This window comes from Pseudomonas salicis (assembly GCF_057128705.1).
On record NZ_JBSKHU010000002.1, the window covers coordinates 123,122 to 145,838 of the forward strand.

17 protein-coding genes and 1 pseudogene are annotated in these 22,717 nt (G+C 59.8%); 5 read left to right on the forward strand and 13 right to left on the reverse strand.

Annotation, left to right across the window (positions count from 1 at the left end; genetic code table 11):
- Positions 1–34 precede the first annotated feature (34 nt).
- The 12 genes and pseudogenes from ACWKWE_RS06610 to mtnA form a co-directional block, all read right to left on the reverse strand.
- Positions 35–1,408: a phosphohexomutase domain-containing protein gene (locus tag ACWKWE_RS06610; RefSeq protein ID WP_483850056.1), complete on the reverse strand. Its 1,374-nt coding sequence runs from the start codon at positions 1,406–1,408 to the stop codon at positions 35–37.
- 262 nt (positions 1,409–1,670) lie between these two features.
- Positions 1,671–3,112 (reverse strand): annotated as a pseudogene (locus ACWKWE_RS06615) (MBL fold metallo-hydrolase RNA specificity domain-containing protein).
- 184 nt (positions 3,113–3,296) lie between these two features.
- Positions 3,297–3,536: a lipopolysaccharide assembly protein LapA domain-containing protein gene (locus ACWKWE_RS06620; protein ID WP_166596680.1), complete on the reverse strand. Its 240-nt coding sequence runs from the start codon at positions 3,534–3,536 to the stop codon at positions 3,297–3,299.
- Between the two features lie 19 nt (positions 3,537–3,555).
- The gene (gene ihfB / locus ACWKWE_RS06625; RefSeq protein ID WP_166596679.1) at positions 3,556–3,855 is read right to left on the reverse strand and encodes an integration host factor subunit beta; all 300 of its coding nucleotides are present in this window, start codon (positions 3,853–3,855) and stop codon (positions 3,556–3,558) included.
- 255 nt (positions 3,856–4,110) lie between these two features.
- Positions 4,111–5,796: a 30S ribosomal protein S1 gene (gene rpsA / locus ACWKWE_RS06630; protein ID WP_081567543.1), complete on the reverse strand. Its 1,686-nt coding sequence runs from the start codon at positions 5,794–5,796 to the stop codon at positions 4,111–4,113.
- Between the two features lie 121 nt (positions 5,797–5,917).
- The gene (gene cmk / locus ACWKWE_RS06635; protein WP_166596678.1) at positions 5,918–6,607 is read right to left on the reverse strand and encodes a (d)CMP kinase; all 690 of its coding nucleotides are present in this window, start codon (positions 6,605–6,607) and stop codon (positions 5,918–5,920) included.
- On the reverse strand, positions 6,604–8,811 hold the full coding sequence (locus ACWKWE_RS06640) for a bifunctional prephenate dehydrogenase/3-phosphoshikimate 1-carboxyvinyltransferase (protein ID WP_256665304.1): 2,208 nt from the start codon (positions 8,809–8,811) through the stop codon (positions 6,604–6,606). Before ACWKWE_RS06640 ends, cmk begins: the two co-directional genes overlap by 4 nt.
- A gap of 40 nt (positions 8,812–8,851) precedes the next feature.
- On the reverse strand, positions 8,852–9,964 hold the full coding sequence (gene hisC, locus ACWKWE_RS06645) for a histidinol-phosphate transaminase (protein ID WP_483850057.1): 1,113 nt from the start codon (positions 9,962–9,964) through the stop codon (positions 8,852–8,854).
- 138 nt (positions 9,965–10,102) lie between these two features.
- The gene (pheA, locus tag ACWKWE_RS06650; RefSeq protein WP_166596675.1) at positions 10,103–11,197 is read right to left on the reverse strand and encodes a prephenate dehydratase; all 1,095 of its coding nucleotides are present in this window, start codon (positions 11,195–11,197) and stop codon (positions 10,103–10,105) included.
- Entirely contained in the window at positions 11,197–12,282 is a 1,086-nt protein-coding gene (gene serC, locus ACWKWE_RS06655) for a 3-phosphoserine/phosphohydroxythreonine transaminase (RefSeq protein WP_483850058.1), read from the reverse strand. The genes pheA and serC overlap by 1 nt, the downstream gene beginning before the upstream one ends.
- Before the next feature lie 111 nt (positions 12,283–12,393).
- Entirely contained in the window at positions 12,394–15,207 is a 2,814-nt protein-coding gene (gyrA, locus tag ACWKWE_RS06660) for a DNA gyrase subunit A (RefSeq protein ID WP_483850059.1), read from the reverse strand.
- Positions 15,208–15,512: 305 nt separating this feature from the next.
- On the reverse strand, positions 15,513–16,589 hold the full coding sequence (gene mtnA / locus ACWKWE_RS06665) for an S-methyl-5-thioribose-1-phosphate isomerase (protein WP_483850060.1): 1,077 nt from the start codon (positions 16,587–16,589) through the stop codon (positions 15,513–15,515).
- 228 nt (positions 16,590–16,817) lie between these two features.
- On the opposite strand from mtnA, the gene ACWKWE_RS06670 reads away from it, so the two are divergent.
- The 5 genes from ACWKWE_RS06670 to ACWKWE_RS06690 all read left to right on the forward strand — a co-directional run bounded on the left by ACWKWE_RS06670 (position 16,818) and on the right by ACWKWE_RS06690 (position 21,902).
- Positions 16,818–18,146, forward strand: coding sequence for a TRZ/ATZ family hydrolase (locus ACWKWE_RS06670; RefSeq protein ID WP_483850061.1), 1,329 nt, complete (start codon positions 16,818–16,820; stop codon positions 18,144–18,146).
- A gap of 80 nt (positions 18,147–18,226) precedes the next feature.
- The gene (ubiG, locus tag ACWKWE_RS06675; protein ID WP_166596670.1) at positions 18,227–18,925 is read left to right on the forward strand and encodes a bifunctional 2-polyprenyl-6-hydroxyphenol methylase/3-demethylubiquinol 3-O-methyltransferase UbiG; all 699 of its coding nucleotides are present in this window, start codon (positions 18,227–18,229) and stop codon (positions 18,923–18,925) included.
- 3 nt (positions 18,926–18,928) lie between these two features.
- Positions 18,929–19,600, forward strand: coding sequence for an N-acetylmuramic acid 6-phosphate phosphatase MupP (gene mupP, locus ACWKWE_RS06680; protein ID WP_166596669.1), 672 nt, complete (start codon positions 18,929–18,931; stop codon positions 19,598–19,600).
- A gap of 258 nt (positions 19,601–19,858) precedes the next feature.
- Positions 19,859–20,605, forward strand: coding sequence for a YciK family oxidoreductase (locus tag ACWKWE_RS06685; protein WP_483850062.1), 747 nt, complete (start codon positions 19,859–19,861; stop codon positions 20,603–20,605).
- A 370-nt stretch (positions 20,606–20,975) separates the two neighbouring features.
- The gene (locus ACWKWE_RS06690; RefSeq protein WP_166596667.1) at positions 20,976–21,902 is read left to right on the forward strand and encodes a GGDEF domain-containing protein; all 927 of its coding nucleotides are present in this window, start codon (positions 20,976–20,978) and stop codon (positions 21,900–21,902) included.
- A 6-nt stretch (positions 21,903–21,908) separates the two neighbouring features.
- On the opposite strand, the gene ACWKWE_RS06695 is transcribed toward ACWKWE_RS06690, so the two are convergent.
- Entirely contained in the window at positions 21,909–22,706 is a 798-nt protein-coding gene (locus ACWKWE_RS06695; protein WP_166596666.1) for an iron-containing redox enzyme family protein, read from the reverse strand.
- Positions 22,707–22,717: the final 11 nt, after the last annotated feature.

Below are 22,717 nucleotides of genomic sequence, written 5' to 3' on the forward strand. Positions count from 1 at the left end.
ATGCCGGGAGCATCAGGGCCACCACCGTGTTGGATCAGCCGCCGTTGAGCAGTTGCTCGATCTCCTTGACCTTGGCCTCGACCAGCTGTGGGTCGCGTCGGCTTTCGACGTTCAGACGCAGCAGCGGCTCAGTGTTGGAGCCGCGCAGATTAAAGCGCCATTCAGGGAATTCAAGGCTGATGCCGTCCGTTTTGTCGATGTTCGAACAGATCGGGGTGTAATGGTCCAGCACTTTGCCGATGATGGCTTTGACGTCCGTCACCTTGTAGTTGATCTCGCCGCTGCACGGGTAGGCGGCCATGCGTTCATCCACCAGTTGAGAGAACGTCTTGCCGGAAACGGACATCAGCGCCGTGACCAAGAGCCAAGGGATCATGCCGCTGTCGCAGTAGGCGAAGTCGCGGAAGTAGTGGTGCGCGCTCATCTCGCCGCCGTAAACCGCGTCTTCCTTACGCATGCGTTCCTTGATGAAGGCGTGACCGGTCTTGCACAGCACCGGCGTGCCCCCCGCCAGATTGACCTGATCGATGGTGTTCCAGGTCAGGCGCGGGTCATGAATGATCTTCGAGCCAGGGTGCTGTTTGAGTAGCATTTCCGCGAGCAGACCGACCAGGTAGTAGCCTTCGACGAAACGGCCGCGCTCATCGAAGAAGAAGCAGCGGTCAAAGTCGCCATCCCATGCCAGCCCCAGGTCACACTTGTGCTCCAGCAAGGCATCACGGGTGATGCTGCGGTTTTCGGGCAGAAGCGGGTTGGGCACGCCGTTGGGGAAATTGCCGTCGGGCTCGGCGTTGATGATCACCCATTCGAAGGGCAGCTGCGACTTGATCGCTTGCAGCGCTGGGCCGACGGCGCCATTGCCAGGGTCCGCGAGAATTTTCAACGGACGCAATTCGGCGCCTTCGACATAGTTGAGCAGGTGCTTGATGTAAGCGCCTTTGTCGGGCCATGATTTGACGCTACCTGACTGCGCGGCGACCGTGCCGAGGTCGCCGGCGTCTACTCGCTGGCGAATGGCATCAAGGCCGGTGTCGCCACTGATCGGACGGGATTCGCCCTTGACCAGTTTCATGCCGTTGTAACCCTTGGGGTTATGACTGGCTGTGACCATCACCCCGCCATCTGCGACGTAGTGGCTGGTTGCAAAATAGACTTCTTCGGTTCCGCACAATCCGATGTCGATGACATCCGCGCCAGCGTCCAGGATACCTTGGGTCAAAGCTTGGGCCAGCGCCGGGCTTTCGAGACGCATGTCTCTGCCGACCACGATATTTTTGGCACCCAGTTCGACCACCATGGAGCGCCCAATCCGATAGGCGATGTCTGCGTCCAGATCACTGGGGACCTGGCCACGGATATCGTAGGCTTTGAAGCAACGGGTCTGAATAACGGGATAGTCGGGATTCATGTGTAAAAACCTATGCGACGAAAAAACCCGAAGGTTCCTCTGTTCAGTATGAAGCAGCCCATCCATCGGACTGCACGCTACCCTCGCGCACAACAGCTTGAGGCGAGGGTTAGGCAGTAAAAATCGAGTTTTGTTAATCACTGAGGCGTAATTATCTTCGAAACGGAGAAAACCGTCTCGAATGATTTGATAAAGCCATCCCACGCCATCAAAACGATACAGGCCATTCAGTGACGGTGTGATGAGCGTCGCAAGGCATTCATCACGTCACCACGGGACGATGCGAACGATGGGCGCTGCGGGCTTCCAGTTTCTGCTTAAGCTTTCTTTTCGCCTCCGGCTCGCCGTGGACCAGCCGGATTTCGGACGGCAACACGTCCATGCCCATGACGAAGTCCACCAGACCTTTTTGGTCAGCATGGGCAGAGTAGCCACCGAGGTTTTCCACACCGGCTTTTATCTCGTAACGTTGTTTGTCGAGCTCGACGTAGCCACCTTTTGGCCCATAAGCCTGAATGGCCGCACCGGGGGTGCCCTTCGCCTGATACCCGGTGAACACTACGTTGTGGCGCGGATCACCCAGCATGACCTTGAGGTAATCAACGATTCGTCCACCCGCGCACATCCCGTGACCGGCAATGACAATCGCCGGCCGCCCTGTACTCGCCAGATAATTCACGGTTTGCAGATGCTGGGCGTGGCTGTTGATCGTGATCATCTGTTTGAAGCCGAGGGGCTTACGGCCGCTGCCGAGCCGCACGACGGCTTCCTCATCCCACATGTCATCAAATGACTGATACACCTGAGTCAATCGCTGAGCCAGCGGCGAATCGAGGATCACGGGCAATAGCGGCCAATTGATCGGCAGTGCTGTGTCCACCGAGGGAGATACCTCGCTCAGGCCCAATAACGCCTTGCGGTGCAGGATATCTTCAATTTCATACAGCAACTCTTGAGTCCGCCCCACACTGAATGCCGGGATCAGCACAGTGCCATGGTCTGCCAACGCCTTGTCAATGACGGCTTCAAGACGGACTTGCCGGGTGGCGCGGTCTTCATGCTGACGATCTCCGTAGGTGCTTCCAGCACCAGCACGTCGGCGCGCTCGGGAGATTGGGGATCGGGCAGAATCGGCGTGTGGGATGAACCCAGGTCTCCGGAAAACACGACACGCCGGCGACGCTGCTCAAGGGGGTAACTGACATCGCATTCGACATAGGCCGAACCCAGAATATGACCGGCGCGCTGTAAACGGATACGACAAGTGACTGCGGGTGTTTCGACAACGCTGAACCAGGTATCGAACGGAAGCGCAATGACGCGTTCATCGATCAGTTTCAGGTAATGGGCGATCTGTTGCGTATCGCGACCCCACTCCAGTTTGAAGGCATCCTCAAGCACTAACGGCAGCAATTTGGCAGAAGCCTCACTGCAAAGGATTGGCCCTTTGAAACCCGCCGCTAACAACTGGGGTATGCGGCCCACGTGATCAGCGTGGACATGCGTCACGATCAGCAGCTTCAGGGTCTCTACAGAGAAATCGACCGCCGCCGACATGCCGAAACGTTCCCGGAGATCCGCTTCAAGACCTTGAAACAAACCGCAGTCGATCAACAGGCCGTGGGCGGCATCCAGTTGCAATTGGTGACAGGAGCCTGTAACCCCCTCCCCTGCACCGTGATGAATGATGTCTGGATAAATCATGAGCTTCCTTCCCGATCCGCTGGCTGAAAAGCGGCGCAGCTTAACCGTGCTGAATACAGGCTTCAGCCGTTAAGGTTTTGCGAGAGTTTTCGGAAGCATTCGGGAATACATTTCCTGACAGGAAATGTTAGTGCGTATGAAAGACCGCACTTCTGGAAAGTCAGGCGGCCCCAGGCCGCGATATTCAGGCCAAGCGTGACGGTTTGGGTTTGCGGCGAAGCCGTGTGGCCCACGCCAGAAAAGGACCGATCAGCATCCCCACCAAGAGTGCGAAGATCACCGGCACAGCCACCGACAGTTCAGGGGCCGCCCAGCCAAAAAACACCAACGCCACTGGCTGTTGGTTTTCAAGCATGAACACAACCGTCGCTGCCACGATCAGCAGCACGACGACAAAAAATATCAGACGTTTAAGATTTCGCATCGAGTATTCCCTCCAACGGCTATTGGAGTTCGTGTTCCTCGTCTTCGTTCACCCGGTCGCGCAGCTCTTTGCCCGGTTTGAAATGAGGGACGAACTTGCCGTCGAGGCTGACGGACTGCCCGGTCTTGGGATTGCGACCCACGCGAGGCGCGCGGTAATGCAGGGAGAAGCTGCCAAAGCCCCGTATCTCAATACGGTCGCCGGTGGCGAGGCACTGCGACATCTGCTCAAGCATGGTCTTGATGGCCAGCTCCACATCTTTGGATGAGAGCAGTCCTTGATGGGTGACAATTCGATCGATCAACTCCGACTTCGTCATATTTTTCCCTTCTTTTTCAAGCAGCTAGGTAAAGCGCTTTGAAGGTTTTAGCACGACCTAAGGTTTTTGAACAGCCCATGTTTCCACTTATGTGAACAGCGTTTCCAGGCAAGGGGCCATTATCCAGTCCAGGCCTTGTCAATCCGGGGCTTGGCGGAATACACCCATTGGCGCTTCGAGGGGCTGTTCCCCCATAAACCATCGCCCACAAAAAAGGGCGACCGAAGTCGCCCTTTTTCAACGGTCAGACAGAACTCAGTTCTGTTTTTCCATTTGAGCACGCAGCAGGTCACCCAGAGTGGTAGGACCTGTGTTCTCAGCGGTTTCAGGCTTGCTACGCAGGCTCTGAATCGCTTCTTTCTCGTCTTCAACGTCTTTCGACTTGATGGACAAGCTGATTACGCGGCTCTTGCGGTCAACGCTGATGATCTTGGCTTCGATCTCTTCGCCTTCCTTCAGAACGTTACGCGCGTCTTCAACGCGGTCACGGCTGATTTCGGAAGCTTTCAGAGTGGCTTCGATGTCGTCGGCCAGAGTGATGATGGCGCCTTTAGCGTCAACTTCTTTAACGGTACCGCGAACGATAGCGCCTTTGTCATTGACAGTGACGTACTCGGAGAACGGATCGCTTTCCAGTTGCTTGATACCCAGCGAGATGCGCTCACGCTCAGGATCAACCGACAGGATCACGGTGTCGAGCTCGTCGCCCTTCTTGAAACGACGCACGGCTTCTTCGCCCACTTCGTTCCAGGAGATGTCGGACAGGTGAACCAGACCGTCGATGCCGCCGTCCAGACCAATGAAGATACCGAAATCGGTGATCGACTTGATGGTGCCGGAGATCTTGTCGCCCTTGTTGAACTGGCCAGAGAAATCTTCCCATGGGTTAGATTTGCACTGCTTGATGCCCAGGGAGATACGACGACGCTCTTCGTCGATGTCCAGAACCATGACTTCCACTTCGTCGCCGACTTGTACGACTTTCGAAGGGTGGATGTTCTTGTTGGTCCAGTCCATTTCGGAAACGTGTACCAGGCCTTCCACGCCTTCTTCCAGCTCTGCGAAGCAGCCGTAGTCGGTCAGGTTGGTAACGCGTGCAGTGACGCGAGTACCTTCTGGGTAACGTGCCTTGATAGCAACCCATGGGTCTTCGCCCAGTTGCTTCAGGCCCAGGGAAACACGATTGCGTTCACGATCGTACTTCAGGACTTTTACATCGATCTCATCGCCAACATTGACGATTTCCGATGGATGCTTGATACGCTTCCAGGCCATGTCGGTGATGTGCAGCAGGCCATCGACGCCACCCAGATCGACGAATGCGCCGTAATCGGTGAGGTTCTTGACGATACCTTTGACTTGCTGACCTTCCTGCAGGGATTCCAGCAGAGCTTCGCGCTCGGCGCTGTTCTCGGCTTCCAGGACGCTGCGACGGGAAACGACAACGTTGTTGCGCTTCTGGTCCAGCTTGATGACCTTGAATTCCAGCTCTTTGCCTTCCAGGTGCGTGGTGTCGCGCACTGGACGGACGTCAACCAGAGAACCTGGCAGGAACGCACGGATGCCGTTAACGTCGACAGTGAAGCCGCCTTTAACCTTACCGTTGATAACGCCCTTGACCACTTCTTCAGCTGCGAAAGCGGCTTCCAGAACGATCCAGCACTCAGCACGCTTGGCTTTTTCGCGGGACAGTTTGGTTTCGCCAAAGCCGTCTTCGACCGCGTCCAGCGCAACGTGTACTTCGTCACCGACCTTGATGGTCAGTTCGCCAGCATCGTTGTAGAACTGCTCGAGCGGGATGACGCCCTCGGACTTCAGGCCAGCGTGTACGGTAACCCAGTCGCCGTCGATGTCGACAACGATACCGGTGATGATCGCACCCGGCTGAAGATTGAGGGTTTTCAGGCTTTCTTCAAAGAGTTCTGCAAAGCTTTCGCTCATTTTAATTCCTGTTGATAAAGGCGAAGAATCCGCCTATCTGCCACGCTCCAGACAACGTGGGTTTCGTTCATATGAAAGGAAGCCTGCGGGACTGTGACTGGTCTCCCACATGGCTCCTTGGTCATCCAGCGAGATCGCGAAGCGCGACTTCACTCAGGATGCGTTCCAGCACCTGCTCGATGGACAATTCGGTGGAATCCAGCTGGATGGCGTCATGCGCCGGTTTGAGCGGGGCTACCGCTCGCTGGGTGTCGCGCTCGTCGCGGACACGTATCTCATCTAGCAGACTCGACAGACTAACATCGTCCCCTTTCGCCTTCAACTGCAAATATCGGCGACGGGCACGCTCTTCGGCACTGGCCGTCAGGAAAATCTTCAGCGGCGCGGCGGGAAAGACCACCGTGCCCATGTCGCGGCCATCGGCGATCAGGCCCGGAAACTCCTGAAACGCACGCTGGCGCTGGAGCAGCGCTTCACGCACCGCGGGCAGCGAAGCCACCTGCGAGGCGCCACTGCCAATCTGCTCGTTGCGGATCGCCAGAGTCACTTCTTCGCCTTCGAGAATGATGCGCTGACCGTGATCGCCGGTCGCGGCCTCGAATTGCACGTCCAGGTGCGCCGCCAGCAGCTTGAGCGCTTCTTCGTTGGTCAGATCGACCCCATGATTGCGGGCCGCAAATGCCAGTAGACGATACAGAGCGCCTGAATCCAGCAAGCACCAACCCAGACGCTTGGCCAGCAGACCGGCTACTGTTCCTTTTCCGGAACCGCTTGGTCCGTCGATCGTAATGACCGGAGCTTGAGCTTTCACGATTGCCCCTCTTGCGCTACACGAATACCCACCTGGCCGCAGAGCGCCAGGAAATTGGGGAAAGAAGTCGCCACATTGGCGCAGTCCCGGATACGAATCGGGGCTGACGCGCGCAACGACGCGATACTGAAAGCCATGGCAATACGATGATCACCATGACCGTTGACTTCACCGCCGCCGATCTTGCTACCTTCAATAATGAGGCCATCGGCGGTCGGTTCAACCCGCACACCCAAGGCGGCCAGACCTTCGGCCATGACCTGGATGCGGTCGGATTCCTTGACGCGCAATTCCTGCGCCCCGCGCAACACCGTACGCCCCTGCGCACAGGCAGCCGCGACGAAGATCACCGGAAATTCGTCAATGGCCAGCGGCACCAGCGCCTCGGGAATTACGATGCCCTTGAGTGCCGCGTAACGGACCCGCAGATCGGCCACCGGTTCGCCGCCGACTTCACGCAGGTTGTGCACGGAAATGTCGGCACCCATCAGCCGCAAGATGTCGATCACGCCAGTGCGCGTCGGGTTGACGCCCACGTGTTCGAGCAACAGGTCAGAGCCTTCGGCAATCGACGCAGCGACCAGAAAGAACGCAGCAGACGAAATATCGGCGGGCACTTCGATGCGGGTCGCCTTGAGCGTACTGCCCGCTTCGACCGACGCTGTCGCACCATTACCTGAAACCGGATAACCAAAGCCACGCAGCATACGCTCAGTGTGGTCACGGGTGGGCGCAGGCTCAGTGACGGTCGTCGTGCCGCTGGCATACAAGCCGGCCAACAACAGACAGGATTTGACCTGCGCGCTGGCCATCGGCATCACGTAAGAGATGCCTTTCAACGATTGGCCGCCGCGAATGGTCAGCGGCGGGCGACCGTCAGCGGCGGTGTCGATCACGGCACCCATTTCCCGCAACGGCTCAGCAATCCGCCCCATCGGACGTTTGGACAACGATGCGTCGCCCGTCAGCACGCTGTCGAAACGCTGCGCCGCCAGCAAGCCGGAAAGCAGGCGCATCGAGGTGCCGGAATTGCCGAGATAGATAGGACCCGGCGCAGGCTTCAGCCCGTTGAGGCCGACACCGTGAATGGTCAAACGCCCATGGTGCGGGCCTTCAATGACCACACCCATGTCGCGGAAGGCCTGCAACGTAGCCAACGCGTCTTCGCCTTCGAGGAAGCCTTCGACTTCCGTGGTGCCTTCGGCGAGGGAACCCAGCATGATTGCGCGATGGGAAATCGATTTGTCGCCCGGCACGCGGATCTGGCCACGCACGCTGCCGCCCGGCTGAGCCACAAACGTCAGGTCATCCGCAGCCACTTTCTCGACATAAGCACGGCGTGCGAGGATCTTGCCGAAATGTTCGCGGGCCACGCGAGCACGGGTGAATACGCCGAGCAGTTGATGGCCGTCGCCCGCATCCACGGCGTCTCGCAAAGCATCGAGGTCATGACGGAAAGTGTCCAGGGTGCGCAGCACGGCCTCGCGGTTGGCGAGGAAGATGTCGTGCCACATGACCGGATCACTGCCCGCGATTCGGGTGAAGTCGCGGAAACCGCCCGCTGCGTAGCGGAAGATTTCCAGGTTTTCGTTGCGCTTGGCCAACGAATCCACCAGACCAAAGGCCAGCAAATGTGGCAGATGGCTGGTCGCCGCGAGGACTTCGTCGTGCCGCTCGACCTGCATGTGCTCAACGTCAGCCCCCAACGCCGACCACATCCGGTCAACCAGCGCCAACGCAGCGGGATCGGTTTCGGGCAGCGGGGTGAGGATGACCTTGTGACGACGGAACAGCTGGGCATTCGAGGCCTCGACACCGCTCTGCTCGGACCCGGCAATCGGGTGGCCCGGCACAAAACGCGCAGGCATCGCGCCGAACACCTCGCGAGCGGCGCGCACGACATTGCCTTTGGCGCTGCCCACGTCGGTCAGCACGGCATCACCGAGGTCGAGGGTCGCGAGTACGCCCAGCAGTTTTTCCATCGCCAGGATCGGCACGGCCAATTGAATAACATCGGCACCGATGCAGGCAGCAGCAAGATTGTCTTCACAGCGATCGACGACACCCAGTTCGACGGCCAGCTTGCGCGATTGCGGGTCGAGATCGACGCCCACCACCTCGCGACACAGGCCGCTTTCTTTCAAACCTTTGGCGAACGACCCCCCGATCAAACCGAGCCCGACCACCACCAGGCGGCCGATCATAGGCGCAGTCGATTGCACTGCCGTGACATCCGACATGACATCAACCACGCGCCAGAACCTTGCTCAAGGCTTCAAGGAAGCGGGTGTTCTCGGCGGGCAGACCAATGCTGACGCGCAGATGGTGGGGCATGCCGTAACCCGCGACCGGGCGCACGATCACACCCTCGCGCAGCAGACCTTCATAAACCGAGCCTGCTTCACGGCCCAGATCGACCGCGATGAAGTTGGCTCTGGATGGAATCCAGCCCAGGCCCATTTGGCGCAGACCGTCTTCCAGTTGCTGCATGCCGGCTTCATTCAGACGACGACTCTCTGCAACGAACGCCACATCGTCCAGCGCGGCACAGGCTCCGACCAGCGCGAGGCTGTTGACGTTGAACGGCTGACGAACACGGTTCAGTATGTCGGCCACGACCGGCGAAGACAGGCCGTAGCCCACACGCAAGGACGCGAGGCCGTAAGCCTTGGAAAACGTCCGCGACACCAGCAGGTTCGGGTAGTCGGCCAGGAAACTCAGGCCGTCCGGCAACTCAGTGCCCGAGGCGTACTCGATGTAGGCCTCGTCCAGCACCACCAGCACGTCGTCGGGTACGGCGGCGAGAAAATCGGCCAGCGCCTGCGGGCCAAACCAGGTGCCGGTCGGGTTGTTCGGGTTAGCGATGAAGACCACTCGGGTATTGCTGTCGATGGCGGCGAGCATGGCCGGGAGGTCATGCCCCCAATCCTTGGCTTTTGCCACGCGGGCATCGGCACCGACGGCCTGGGTGACAATCGGGTAGATCGCGAAGGCGTGTTCGCTGAACACCGCGTTCAGGCCGGGAGCCAGGTAGGCACGGGCGACGATTTCGAGGATGTCGTTGGAGCCGTTGCCCAGCGTCACTTGATTGGGTTTGACACCGCAACGCTCGGCCAGCAACTGCTTGAGGTCAAAGCCGTTGCCATCGGGGTAACGGGTCAGCTCGGCCAGCGCTTCACGAATCGCTGTCAGCGCTTTCGGACTGCCGCCCAGCGGGTTTTCGTTACTGGCCAGTTTGATGATGCGAGCCGGATCGATATCCAGTTCACGCGCCAGTTCGTCCACCGGCTTGCCGGGAACGTAAGGCGATAGTTTTTGCACACCGGCCTGCGCCAGCGCGAGGAAGTCGCCGCTCATTTACCGCATTACCTCTTAGTAAAACAACAATCGCGCAGTCTCAGGCCGAGGCAACCCGGCGCAGAGACGGTGGCGATTTCAAGTCCGTCACCGCCGACAAGCCGGGCTGCTACAGAAATCGTGTGCGATCAGCGCCGCTTAGAGAACGGCTTTCGGATAGGAACCCAGCACTTTAAGCGCCACGGCTTCCTGGCTGATCCGCTCCAGCACAGCCTTTATCAGCGGGTCCCGGTGATGGCCGACGAAATCGATGAAGAACACGTAGGTCCATTTACCGCTGCGCGAAGGCCGGGTCTCGATACGGGTCAGGTCGATGCCGTTTTCATGGAAAGGCACCAGCAACTCATGCAGCGCACCCGGCTTGTTGCTCATCGACACGATGATCGACGTTTTGTCGTCGCCGGTCGGCGGCACTTCCTGGTTGCCGATCATCAGGAAGCGCGTCGAATTGTCCGGGCGGTCTTCGATCTTCTCGGCGATGCGCGTGAGGTTGTACAGGCCCGCAGACATATCACCCGCGATGGCCGCGGAATTCCACTCGCCCTTCACGCGCTTGGCGGCTTCGGCGTTGCTGGAAACCGCGACACGCTCGACATTCGGGTAATGCGCGTCCAGCCACTTGCGGCACTGGGCCAGCGACTGAGCGTGGGAATAAATGCGGCTGATGCTGTCGGTCTTGGTGTTTTCGCCCACCAGCAAGTGATGGTGAATGCGCAACTCGACTTCGCCACAGATGACCATGTCGTGTTCGAGGAAGCTGTCCAGCGTGTGGTTGACCGCGCCTTCGGTGGAGTTTTCCACCGGCACTACGCCGAAATTGACCGCACCGGCGGCCACTTCACGGAACACTTCATCGATGGCCGCCATCGGCTTGCTGATCACGGCATGGCCGAAGTGTTTCAGCGCCGCCGCCTGCGTAAACGTGCCTTCAGGCCCGAGATACGCGACCTTGAGCGGCTGCTCCAGCGCCAGGCAGGACGACATGATTTCGCGGAACAGCCGCGCCATCTCTTCGTTGCTCAGCGGGCCACGGTTGCGCTCCATGACGCGCTTCAACACAGCGGCTTCACGCTCGGGGCGGTAGAACACCGGCTCCTCGCCCTCTGCCAGGCTGGCCATTTTCACACGCGCCACTTCCTGCGCGCAGCGAGCACGTTCGCTGATCAGCTCCAGAACCTTTTCGTCCAGGCTGTCGATGCGGACGCGCAGCGCCTTGAGTTCTTGTTCAGACATCAGCCGTGTTCCTTCTCGAATTCAGCCATGTAGGCCACCAGCGCTTCGACGGCGTCCAGGCCCAGGGCGTTATAGATCGAGGCGCGCATGCCGCCCACCGAACGGTGACCCTTGAGGTTGAGCAGCGCACGCTCTTCGGCACCGGCCAGGAACGCCTTGTCCAGACGCTCGTCCGCCAGACGGAACGGCACGTTCATCCACGAACGGGCGTTGTGGCTGATCGGGTTGGTGTAGAAATCGCTGGCATCGATGAAACCGTACAGACGGTCTTTCTTCGCCCGATTGCGCTTCTCGATCGCATCAACACCGCCCTGCTCTTTCAGCCACTCGAAGACGAGGCCCGACAAGTACCAGGAATAGGTGGCCGGGGTGTTGTACATCGAGCCGTTGTCGGCGGAAATCTTGTAATCGAGCATCGTCGGGCAACTGCTGCGGGCGCGACCCAGCAGGTCTTCGCGAACGATCACCACCACCAGGCCGCTCGGGCCGATATTTTTCTGGGCACCGGCGTAGATCAAGCCGAACTGAGACACGTCGATCGGGCGCGACAGGATGTCCGAAGACATGTCGACCACCAGCGGAACGTCGCCAGTCTCAGGCACCCAGTCAAACTGCAGGCCGCCAATGGTTTCGTTGGAAGCATAGTGAACATAAGCGGCGTTTTTGGTCAGGTTCCATTCGTTCTGGCCAGGAATCGCCAGGTAGTCGAACGGCTTGGCGCTGGCCGCAACGTTGACGTTGCCGAACCGACGGGCTTCTTCAATGGCCTTTTTCGACCAGATGCCGGTTTCGATGTAATCGGCCGTGCCGTTTTCCGGCAGCAGGTTCAGCGGAATCTCAGCGAATTGCTGGCTCGCGCCACCTTGCAGGAAGAGGATTTTGTAGTTGGAGGGGACGGACAGCAGCTCGCGCAGGTCTTGTTCGGCTTTTTCGGCGATGGCGGTGTAGTCGTCGCTGCGATGACTCATCTCCATCACTGACAAGCCCTTGCCGTGCCAATCCAGCATTTCAGCCTGGGCGCGTTGCAGAACAGCATCAGGAAGCGCGGCAGGGCCGGCGCAGAAGTTAAAGGCTCGCTTGCTCATATCCACTCTCGTCAACTCGTAGAATTCGAAACGGCCTGGCCACCAGGCGTGTTGCGCAAGGGCTGGCCAAAGCCAAGAGGGCCCTGCAAGGGCCCTCAAGTACAACGTCTATCAGTCCTGCGGTTCTTCATCGGAAGCAGCATCGGCTTGCAGATCGCTGGCCGATTCGTCAGCGTCAGCCTCGGACAGGTTGGCAAGCTCGCCATCCAGCACGTCGCCGTCCAACGCTTCGCCTTCCAGCTCTTCGCCTTCGAGCCCTTCACCTTCGACTTCGGACGGCTCCTGAACACGCTCCAGGCCGACCAGTTTCTCGTCTTTCGCCAGCTTGATCAGGGTCACGCCCTGGGTGTTACGGCCCAGACTTGACACTTCGTCGACACGGGTACGAACCAGGGTGCCCTGGTCGGAAATCAGCATGATCTCTTCGCCGTCCTGCACCTGAACCGCGCCGACCAGGCGGCCGTTACGCTCGTTGCTGACCATGGCGATAACGCCCTGACCGCCACGCTTGTATTCAGGGAACTCAGTGATTGCCGTGCGCTTGCCGTAGCCACGTTCAGAGGCGGTGAGAATCTCGCTGCCTTCTTCCGGGATCAGCATGGAAATCAGCTTCTGCCCTTCGGCCAGGCGCATGCCACGTACACCGCGGGCCGTACGGCCCATGGCGCGAACGTCGGATTCCTTGAAGCGGGTGACCTTGCCGCCGTCGGAGAACAGCATGATTTCCTGCTCTCCGTCGGTGATGGCTGCGGAAATCAGGATGTCGCCTTCGTCCAGCTCCAGCGCGATCAGACCGACGCTGCGCTGACGGCTGAACGCCACCAGCGGGGTCTTCTTGACCGTACCGTTGGCGGTGGACATGAAGATGAACGGGGCCTTCTTCTTGTCTGCGGCCTTGATACGCGCCTTGCGCTCTTCTTCGGTCTCGTTGCTGTTCTCGATGTCTTCGACATCGGTTTCCACGCCTTCGGCCTCTTCTTCGTCAGCCTGCTTGCGCATGGCTTCCAGATCGACCGGCAGCATGGTGGTGATGTATTCGCCTTCGCTCAACGGCAGCAGGTTGACCAGCGGACGACCACGGGCCGCGCGGGACGCTTCCGGAATCTCGTAGGTCTTGAGCCAGTACACCTTGCCCTTGCTGGAGAACATCAGCAGCGTGGTGTGGCTGTTGGCGACCAGCAGGTGAGCGATGTAGTCCTCATCCTTGACGCCGGTAGCCGATTTGCCTTTGCCGCCGCGACGCTGAGCCTGATAGACGGCCAGCGGTTGAGTCTTCGCATAACCACCGTGGGAGATGGTCACGACGCGCTCTTCTTCCGGAATCATGTCGCCCAGGGTCAGGTCCAGACGCGCATCGAGAATCTCGGTGCGGCGGACATCGCCATATTCGGCACGGATCAGTTCCAGCTCTTCGCGGATGACTTCCATCAGGCGCGTGGAGCTGTTGAGGATGCGGATCAGCTCGCCGATCTGAGTCAGGATTTCCTGATACTCGGTCAGCAGTTTTTCGTGTTCCAGACCGGTCAGACGGTGCAGACGCAGTTCCAGAATGGCCTGAGCCTGTTCCGGCGACAGGAAATACTTGCCGTCACGCAGCCCGTATTGCGGGTCGAGGTTTTCCGGGCGGGACGATTCGGCGCCTGCGCGCTCGACCATCTCGACCACGGCGCTCGATTCCCACGGCGTGTTGATCAGGCCTTCCTTCGCTTCGGCGGGGGTCGGCGACGCTTTGATCAGTTCGATGACCGGGTCGATGTTCGACAGGGCAACGGCCTGACCTTCGAGGATGTGGCCACGCTCGCGAGCTTTGCGCAGTTCGAACACGGTGCGACGGGTGACGACTTCGCGGCGGTGACGAATGAAGGCTTCCAGCAGGTCCTTCAGGTTGAGGATCCGTGGACGGCCGTCGATCAGCGCAACGATGTTGATGCCGAATACGCTTTGCAGCTGGGTCTGGGCGTAGAGGTTGTTGAGGATGACCTCAGGCACTTCGCCGCGACGCAGCTCGATGACCACGCGCATGCCGTCCTTGTCGGACTCATCGCGCAGTTCGGTGATGCCTTCGAGCTTCTTCTCTTTCACCAGCTCGGCGATCTTCTCGATCAGACGCGCCTTGTTCAACTGGTACGGCAGCTCGGTGATGACGATCTGCTGGCGACCGCCAACCTTGTCGATGTCTTCGACGAGGGAGCGGGCGCGCATGTAAATACGGCCACGACCGGTCTTGTAGGCTTCGACGATACCGGCACGGCCGTTGATGATGCCCGCTGTCGGGAAGTCAGGGCCGGGAATGTACTGCATCAGTTCGTCAACGGTCAGGTCGCCGTTGTCGATCAGCGCCAGGCAACCGTCGATGACTTCGCCGAGGTTGTGCGGCGGAATGTTGGTCGCCATGCCCACGGCAATACCGCTGGAGCCGTTGACCAGCAGGTTGGGAATACGGGTCGGCATGACCGCCGGGATCTGTTCGGTGCCGTCGTAGTTGGGCACCCAGTCGACGGTTTCCTTGTGCAGGTCCGCCAGCAGTTCGTGGGCCAGCTTGGTCATGCGCACTTCGGTGTATCGCATGGCCGCGGCGTTGTCGCCGTCCACCGAACCGAAGTTGCCCTGACCGTCTACCAGCAGGTAGCGCAGGGAGAAAGGCTGGGCCATACGTACGATGGTGTCGTAGACCGCAGTGTCACCGTGAGGGTGATACTTACCGATGACGTCACCGACCACACGGGCGGATTTCTTGTACGGCTTGTTCCAGTCGTTACCCAGTTCGCTCATTGCGTACAGTACACGCCGGTGCACGGGCTTCAAGCCGTCGCGCGCATCGGGCAGAGCTCGTCCGACGATGACGCTCATCGCGTAGTCGAGGTAAGACTGCTTCAGCTCGTCTTCGATATTGACCGGTAGGATTTCTTTGGCCAGTTCGCCCATGAGAAGCTCGATTCCTTTTTCTGGTGAAACCTCGCACATCCATCCGGGATGAACGAAGCTCGCCGCCGCCGGCGATTGCCTGGCGACGACTTACGACAAATCAGCGAGTTAAGCCATGGATTTGCGCAGTGAAGGGAGCCGCAATGCGCCCCCTTGGAAACCGCCGGATGTTACCACAATCGTCATCGGACACGCAGCATTTGAGCGCCTCGCAAACACGCCATTTCGCCATCAGCGGCCTGAGAAGCGCTCACAGGCCCCTTTAGTGCTGACCCGGCTGGCCGGTAGCGCCTGCGACAAAGTGATCAATGCAAGCGTTTACGGCACATCAGCTGGGCCATTTTTGCCGTGTCAGGACGTTCGACGATGCCTTTTTCAGTCACGATGGCGTCGATCAGGTCCGCAGGCGTCACGTCGAACACCGGATTGAACGCGTCGACCTCGGCGCCGAGGCGCTGGCCGCCCACGTTCAGAATCTCGCTGCCGTCGCGCTCTTCGAGGGGAATGTCTTCACCGGTGGCGAGGTTCAAGTCGATGGTCGAACTCGGCGCGACCACCATGAAACGCACGCCGTGGTGCATTGCCGCGACGGCCAATTGATAGGTGCCGATCTTGTTCGCGACGTCCCCATTGGCGGTGATGCGGTCGGCGCCGACGATGACCCAGGTCAGACCCTTGGTTTTCATCAGGTGCGCAGCGGCCGAATCAACGGTCACGGTCACCGGGATGCCTTCGTTGGCCAACTCCCAGGCCGTCAGGCGCGAGCCTTGCAGCCAGGGGCGGGTCTCGTCGGCGTACACGCGCTCAATCATGCCTTCTATATAGGCAGCGCGAATCACGCCGAGGGCCGTGCCGAATCCGCCCGTTGCCAGCGCGCCGGCGTTGCAGTGGGTCAGCACGGTTTGCAGGTTGCCCTGATGCTTGCGAATCAGGTCCACGCCGAGCTGCGCCATGGTCAGGTTGGCTTCACGGTCGCTGAGGTGAATCGCTGCCGCCTCAGCTTCCATGGCCGGACGCGGGTCATCACCCTCTTTGATCCGATACAAGCGCTCGCGCATGCGATTCAGCGCCCAGAACAAATTGACGGCCGTGGGTCGGGCGTTGACCAGTAGATCGAAATCCTCTTCCAGCGCCATTTGCCAATGGCCGCCCTGGGCGTAGCGCTCGAACACACCAAGAACCAGGCCATAGGCTGCCGCGATGCCGATGGCCGGCGCGCCGCGCACGACCATGCTGCGGATGGCTTCGGCGACCCCTTCAGCGGTGTGATAGGCCAGCCACGTCTGCTCGAAGGGCAGCACGCGCTGGTCCAGCAGGTACAGCGTGCCATCCCGCCACTCGATGGCCTTGACCTTTTCTGCGGCCAGTAACTGATCGCGCATTGCACACCCCACATGATGAATTTTGAAGACCAGGGCGCTCAGAACATTCGAATCATTGCGGTGATCGAACCTTGGCTTTCGCGAGCTCGCTCGCTCCCACAATTTGTTTCGGATGCCAGAAATCAAAAGGCCAGCAGCTGAAAAAGCCGCCGATTATAGCGAGCCGCCCGCCAAGACGCTCGGGTATACTTCGCCGTCCCTGTATTGCGCCACTGGAAGCCCGTTCCCATGCCTGATTCCGCTGCCCCGCTCGACCTATTGCTCCTGCCGGACTGGCTGGTGCCGGTCGAACCCGCTGGCGTCGTGTTGCCACAACACGGAATCGGCATTCGTGACGGCCTCATCGCGTATATCGGCCCCAAGGCCGAAGCCTTGCGGCAAAACGCACGGGAAGTGCGCGAGCTCCCCGGCATGCTGCTCAGCCCCGGCCTGATCAACGCCCACGGCCACGCCGCCATGACGCTCTTTCGTGGGCTGGCCGACGACCTGCCGCTGATGACCTGGCTGCAGGACCATATCTGGCCCGCGGAAGGCAAGTGGGTCGACGAAGACTTCGTGCGCGATGGCACCGACATCGCCATCGCCGAGCAGCTCAAGGGCGGCATCACGTGCTTCTCTGACATGTATTTCTTCCCGAAAGTCGCCGCCGAACGCGTGCACAACAGTGGCATTCGCGCACAGATCACGGTGCCGGTGCTGGACTTCCCGATACCCGGTGCCCGCAATCCTGATGAAGCGCTGCACATCGGCATCGAACTGTTCAACGACATGGCCCATCACGACCGCATCCGGATCGCCATGGGGCCGCACGCGCCTTACACGGTCAGCGATGAAAACCTGGAAAAAATCCGGGTTATCGCCGACGAACTGGACGCTGCCATTCACATGCACGTTCATGAAACCGCCTCTGAAGTCAGCGAGGCTGTTCAACAACGCAATGAGCGGCCATTGGCGCGGCTGCATCGCCTGGGCCTGCTGGGCCCGCGTTTTCAAGCCGTGCACATGACCCAGATCAGCGATGACGACCTGGCCATGCTGGTAGAAACCAATTCCAGCGTGATTCACTGCCCCGAGTCGAACATGAAGCTGGCCAGTGGCTTTTGTCCGGTCGAGCGGCTATGGCAAGCGGGCGTCAACGTGGCGATCGGCACCGACGGCGCGGCCAGCAATAACGATCTGGATTTGCTCAGCGAAACCCGTACCGCCGCCTTGCTGGCCAAGGCCGTCGCCGGTTCCGCCACGGCGCTGGATGCCCACCGGGCGCTGCGCATGGCGACATTGAACGGCGCACGCGCCCTGGGCATCGAAGACCAGACCGGGTCGCTGCAACTCGGCAAGGCAGCGGACATGACCGCGTTTGACCTGTCGGGTCTGGCGCAGCAGCCGGTGTACGACCCGGTGTCCCAGTTGATCTACGCCAGTGGGCGGGATTGCGTGACCCACGTGTGGGTCGGCGGCAAACAATTGCTGCAAGACAAGCGCCTGACACGCATGGACGAAGACGCGCTGATCAGGACCGCCAAGGCCTGGGGCAACCGCATCGCCGCCAAGGGCTGACGACGGGCGCACAGCTTTTTTCACGATCAGGGCCACGCGCCATGATCGGCACCGAATTTCACGTTTTAGAGGGATCACACATGAGCAACGTCGACCACGCCGAAATCGCCAAATTTGAAGCGCTGGCCCATCGCTGGTGGGACCGCAACAGCGAGTTCAAGCCACTGCACGACATCAACCCGCTGCGGGTGAACTGGATCGACGAGCGCGTCAGTCTGGCGGGCAAGAAGGTGCTGGACGTCGGTTGTGGCGGCGGCATTCTCAGCGAGGCGATGGCCCTGCGCGGCGCCACGGTAACCGGCATCGACATGGGCGAAGCGCCGCTGGCAGTTGCCCAGTTGCATCAGCTGGAATCCGGCGTCAGCGTCGAATACCGCCAGATCACTGCCGAAGCCCTGGCTGAAGAAATGCCCGAGCAATTCGATGTCGTGACCTGTCTCGAAATGCTGGAGCACGTGCCCGATCCGTCCTCGGTGATTCGCGCCTGCTACAAGATGGTCAAGCCGGGCGGCCAGGTGTTTTTCTCCACCATCAACCGCAACCCGAAGGCGTACCTGTTCGCAATCATCGGGGCGGAATACATCATGAACCTGCTGCCTCGCGGCACCCATGACTTCAAGAAATTCATCCGTCCTTCCGAGCTGGGCGCATGGAGCCGTCAGGCGGGTCTGGAGGTGAAGGACATCATCGGCCTGACCTATAACCCACTGACCAAGCACTACAAACTGGCCTCGGACGTCGACGTCAACTACATGATCCAGACGCTGAAGGGGGCCTGAGTCATGCGCCTGAGAGCGGTTCTCTTCGACATGGACGGCACGCTGCTCGACACCGCACCGGACTTCATCGCGATCTGTCAGGCGATGCGCGCCGAGCGTGGATTTCCGCCGGTCGAAGACAAGCTGATTCGTGATGAAATCTCGGGCGGCGCCAAGGCCATGGTCGCGGCGGCGTTTGCGATGTCGCCGAATGAGCCGGAATTCGAGGCGCTGCGCCTGGAGTTTCTGGAGCGCTATCAGAAGGATTGCGCCGTCCACAGCCGGTTGTTCGACGGCATGGCCGAATTGTTGGCCGACATCGAAAAAGCCAAGCTGATCTGGGGCGTGGTGACCAACAAGCCGGTGCGTTTCGCGCAGCCGATCATGGATCAGTTGGGGCTCAGCGGACGCTCTGCGGTGCTGATTTGCCCGGACCACGTGACCAAGAGCAAGCCGGACCCCGAGCCGTTGCTGCTGGCCTGCAAGATGCTCGATCTGGACCCGGCGAGCGTGCTGTTCGTGGGCGATGATTTGCGCGACATCGAGTCGGGCCGCGACGCGGGCACCAAAACGGCGGCTGTGCGCTACGGCTATATTCATCCCCACGACAACCCCGACCACTGGGGCGCGGACGTGGTGGTGGATCACCCGCTGGAATTGCGGCGGGTGCTGGACAATGCGTTGTGCAGTTGCTGACGGCCGTAACGTGCATTCGCGCGAACCGCTTTTGATTCTGCCCGGAGGGCGTGGGAGCTGGCTTGCCTGCGATCTGCCCGGGGTCGCGTCCGACCGAAGCGGCAGCAAAACCAGCGGATGCCGTACATCTGACACAATCGAGGTGTCAGATTTTACGACTGCTGCGCAGCCGATCGCGAGCAAGCTTGCTCCTACGCCTTCGGCAGAAGCAGACTGCGGCGCCCACACTTCAAGGACATACCCAAAGCGAGGCCCCTTATGTTCAATTACTCCGCCCGCCCCGAGCTGCTCAAGGACCGCATCATTCTGGTCACCGGCGCGGGCCGTGGCATCGGGGCTGCTGCCGCGAAAACCTATGCGGCCCATGGTGCGACGGTGTTGCTGCTGGGCAAGACCGAAGCGAACCTGACCGCTATTTACGATGAGATCGAAGCCGCAGGCCATCCTCAACCTGCCGTGATTCCCTTCGATCTGGAAACCGCCCTGCCCCATCAGTACGACGAACTGGCGGCGATGATCGAAACCGAATTCGGACACCTCGATGGCCTGCTGCACAACGCGTCGATCATTGGCCCGCGCACGCCCGTCGAACAGTTGTCCGGCGAACATTTCATGCGGGTGATGCACATCAACGTCAACGCAATGTTCATGCTCACTGCTGCGCTGCTGCCCTTGCTCAAACTGTCTCAGGACGCCTCGGTGGTGTTCACCTCCAGCAGCGTCGGGCGCAAAGGCCGTGCGTATTGGGGCGCCTATGGCGTATCGAAGTTCGCTACCGAAGGGCTGATGCAGACCCTGGCTGACGAGCTGGAAGACGTGGCCTCGGTGCGCGCCAACAGCATCAACCCCGGCGGCACCCGCACCGACATGCGCGCACAGGCGTATCCTGCGGAAAACCCGCTGAACAACCCGGCGCCTGAAGAGATCATGCCGGTATACCTGTACCTGATGGGGCCGGACAGTTCGGGGATCAATGGCCAGGCGTTCGATGCGCAGACGAAATAGCCATCAGCTACGGGCTGCCGCCCCCCTGTGGGAGCGAATTCATTCGCGAAAAATAGACCAGCCGATAGAGATGCTTCGGCTGGCCTACCCTTCGCGAATGATTTCGCTCCCACAGAAAGTCCCGATGCCAACCTGAGTCCGCGCGGTCGGCTCGTTGCCAACCCTCCTCTCGGCGGTTTTCCGTCGCCTCTTTGTAGTCCCTCGGCCTGTGATCCGGTACGTTAGTCAATTCCAAGGCGCGAGTGAGCTGTCCATCAGCCCCCCTTGACGCTAACCGTCTGATTTCTATGATGATCCGACTGAACGTTCGAATTGGCATGACTTTCGCTCTGTCAACGTCAGGCCCGATGAGAGGCGCAGGAGCGAAAACATGAGTTTTCCAACAAGAACCAATGCCATCGATTTTGACAGTGCAAGGCTGCAACGCTTTGGGTTCTCGCACGCGCAGACGCCTGCGCAGCCGCTTCTGGACTATGACCAGCTGCAACGTCGCCTGGCCCTGCAACTACAGACCAGCCTCGAAGCAGACAAGATTCTCTCGATGTTTTTTCACAACGTGAGCCAAGTCATCCCCCTCGACGCGCTCATCTACAAGCACCTGGGCACGGACCTGCGTCTGGAGTTCGGTGAGCGGGCACGGCACAACGCCAGCTACCGCATGACGTATGAAGGCGAGCAGATGGGCGAGTTGGCGTTTCAGCGGGATCAACGTTTCAGCGAAGACGAACTGGCCCAGCTTGAATCGCTGCTGACCAGCCTGCTGTACCCGCTGCGTAACGCTCTGCTGTATCGCAACGCCAGCCTGAGTGCTCTGCGCGACCCGCTGACGGGCGCGGGCAACCGGATTGCGATGGAGCAGTCTCTGACCCGGGAAATCGAAATAGCCCGACGTCAGCAGCAACCCCTCTCGGTGCTGATGCTGGACATCGATCATTTCAAAGGCATCAACGATACCCATGGCCATGCCACAGGTGATGAAGTCCTGAGAGCGGTCGCGGATGCGATCAAGGACCGCCTGCGCAACATCGATCAAGTGTTCAGATTTGGCGGGGAAGAATTTCTGATCGTGCTGACCAATACCGGTCGTGAGTCAGCCGCACTGGTAGGCGAACGCCTGCGTCATGCGGCACTGCAACTCACGTATCCGGTCAATGGAAGCCCGGTGGAACTGACCGTCAGCCTGGGCTGCTCGACGCTGCTGCCGGGGGAATCCACCGACAGCCTGGTGCGTCGGGCTGACACGGCCCTGTACGCTGCAAAACGCCAGGGCCGCAATCGCCTCGAAATGGCTGGCTGATCAGGCTCAGGCGCGAACAGCGAACCGGCGATCGAACGCGGGGGCTTTCGCTTCCTGCGGCCGTTCCAACACCATGCACCGTTCCAGGAACAGGTACATGTACTCATAACTCTTGCAGATCGCCATCCTGAGGTCCGCCTGCAATTGCTCGCTGGGGTGATTGCCGGCCAGCGTACAAATGATTTCCAGGGCTTCCCAAGGGTGGGAATCGTCATATTGAGCGTGCATTTTCAGCCACTTCATCGCGCGCTTTCGCAACTCCGGCGGGAACAAATCTGCGTATGTCTCTTGTGAACATACGACAGCAGACCACTCACCGGTCGCGCCTTCGATGGCATAGTTAGTCGCTGCGATCGCGACGACCAGCGGCTCCGACGAACAGCTGTGCCAGCACCAGTGATTCAGTGCGTGCAACTCCGACGGAACGCGCTGCGCTTGCAGGTCCTCCAGCGTGACCCCATGGGCCGCGCTCCAATTTACCCAGTAATCGGCATGATTGAGTTCAACCCGAATATTGCGCATCAACCAGCGACGCGCCATGTCTTCGCCGGGATGACGGGCGAAACGGGTTTTGGTCAGGTTATGCGCCATGTAAACCGCAAACTGTTCAACGACAGGCCATCCGCCAATCAAATACTGGCGCATGGTCTTCGAACTCAGCTGACCATCTCGCATACGTTGATAAAGTTCATGCCCTACCACGCGTGCCTTGGCGTCACTGCAATCCTCGATCAATTGCTGTGCCCAAGCGGGGTAACTGCTGGCATCCATCAGCGGACCGGTTCTAATGAACATATCGATCACTGTGTAGCTCC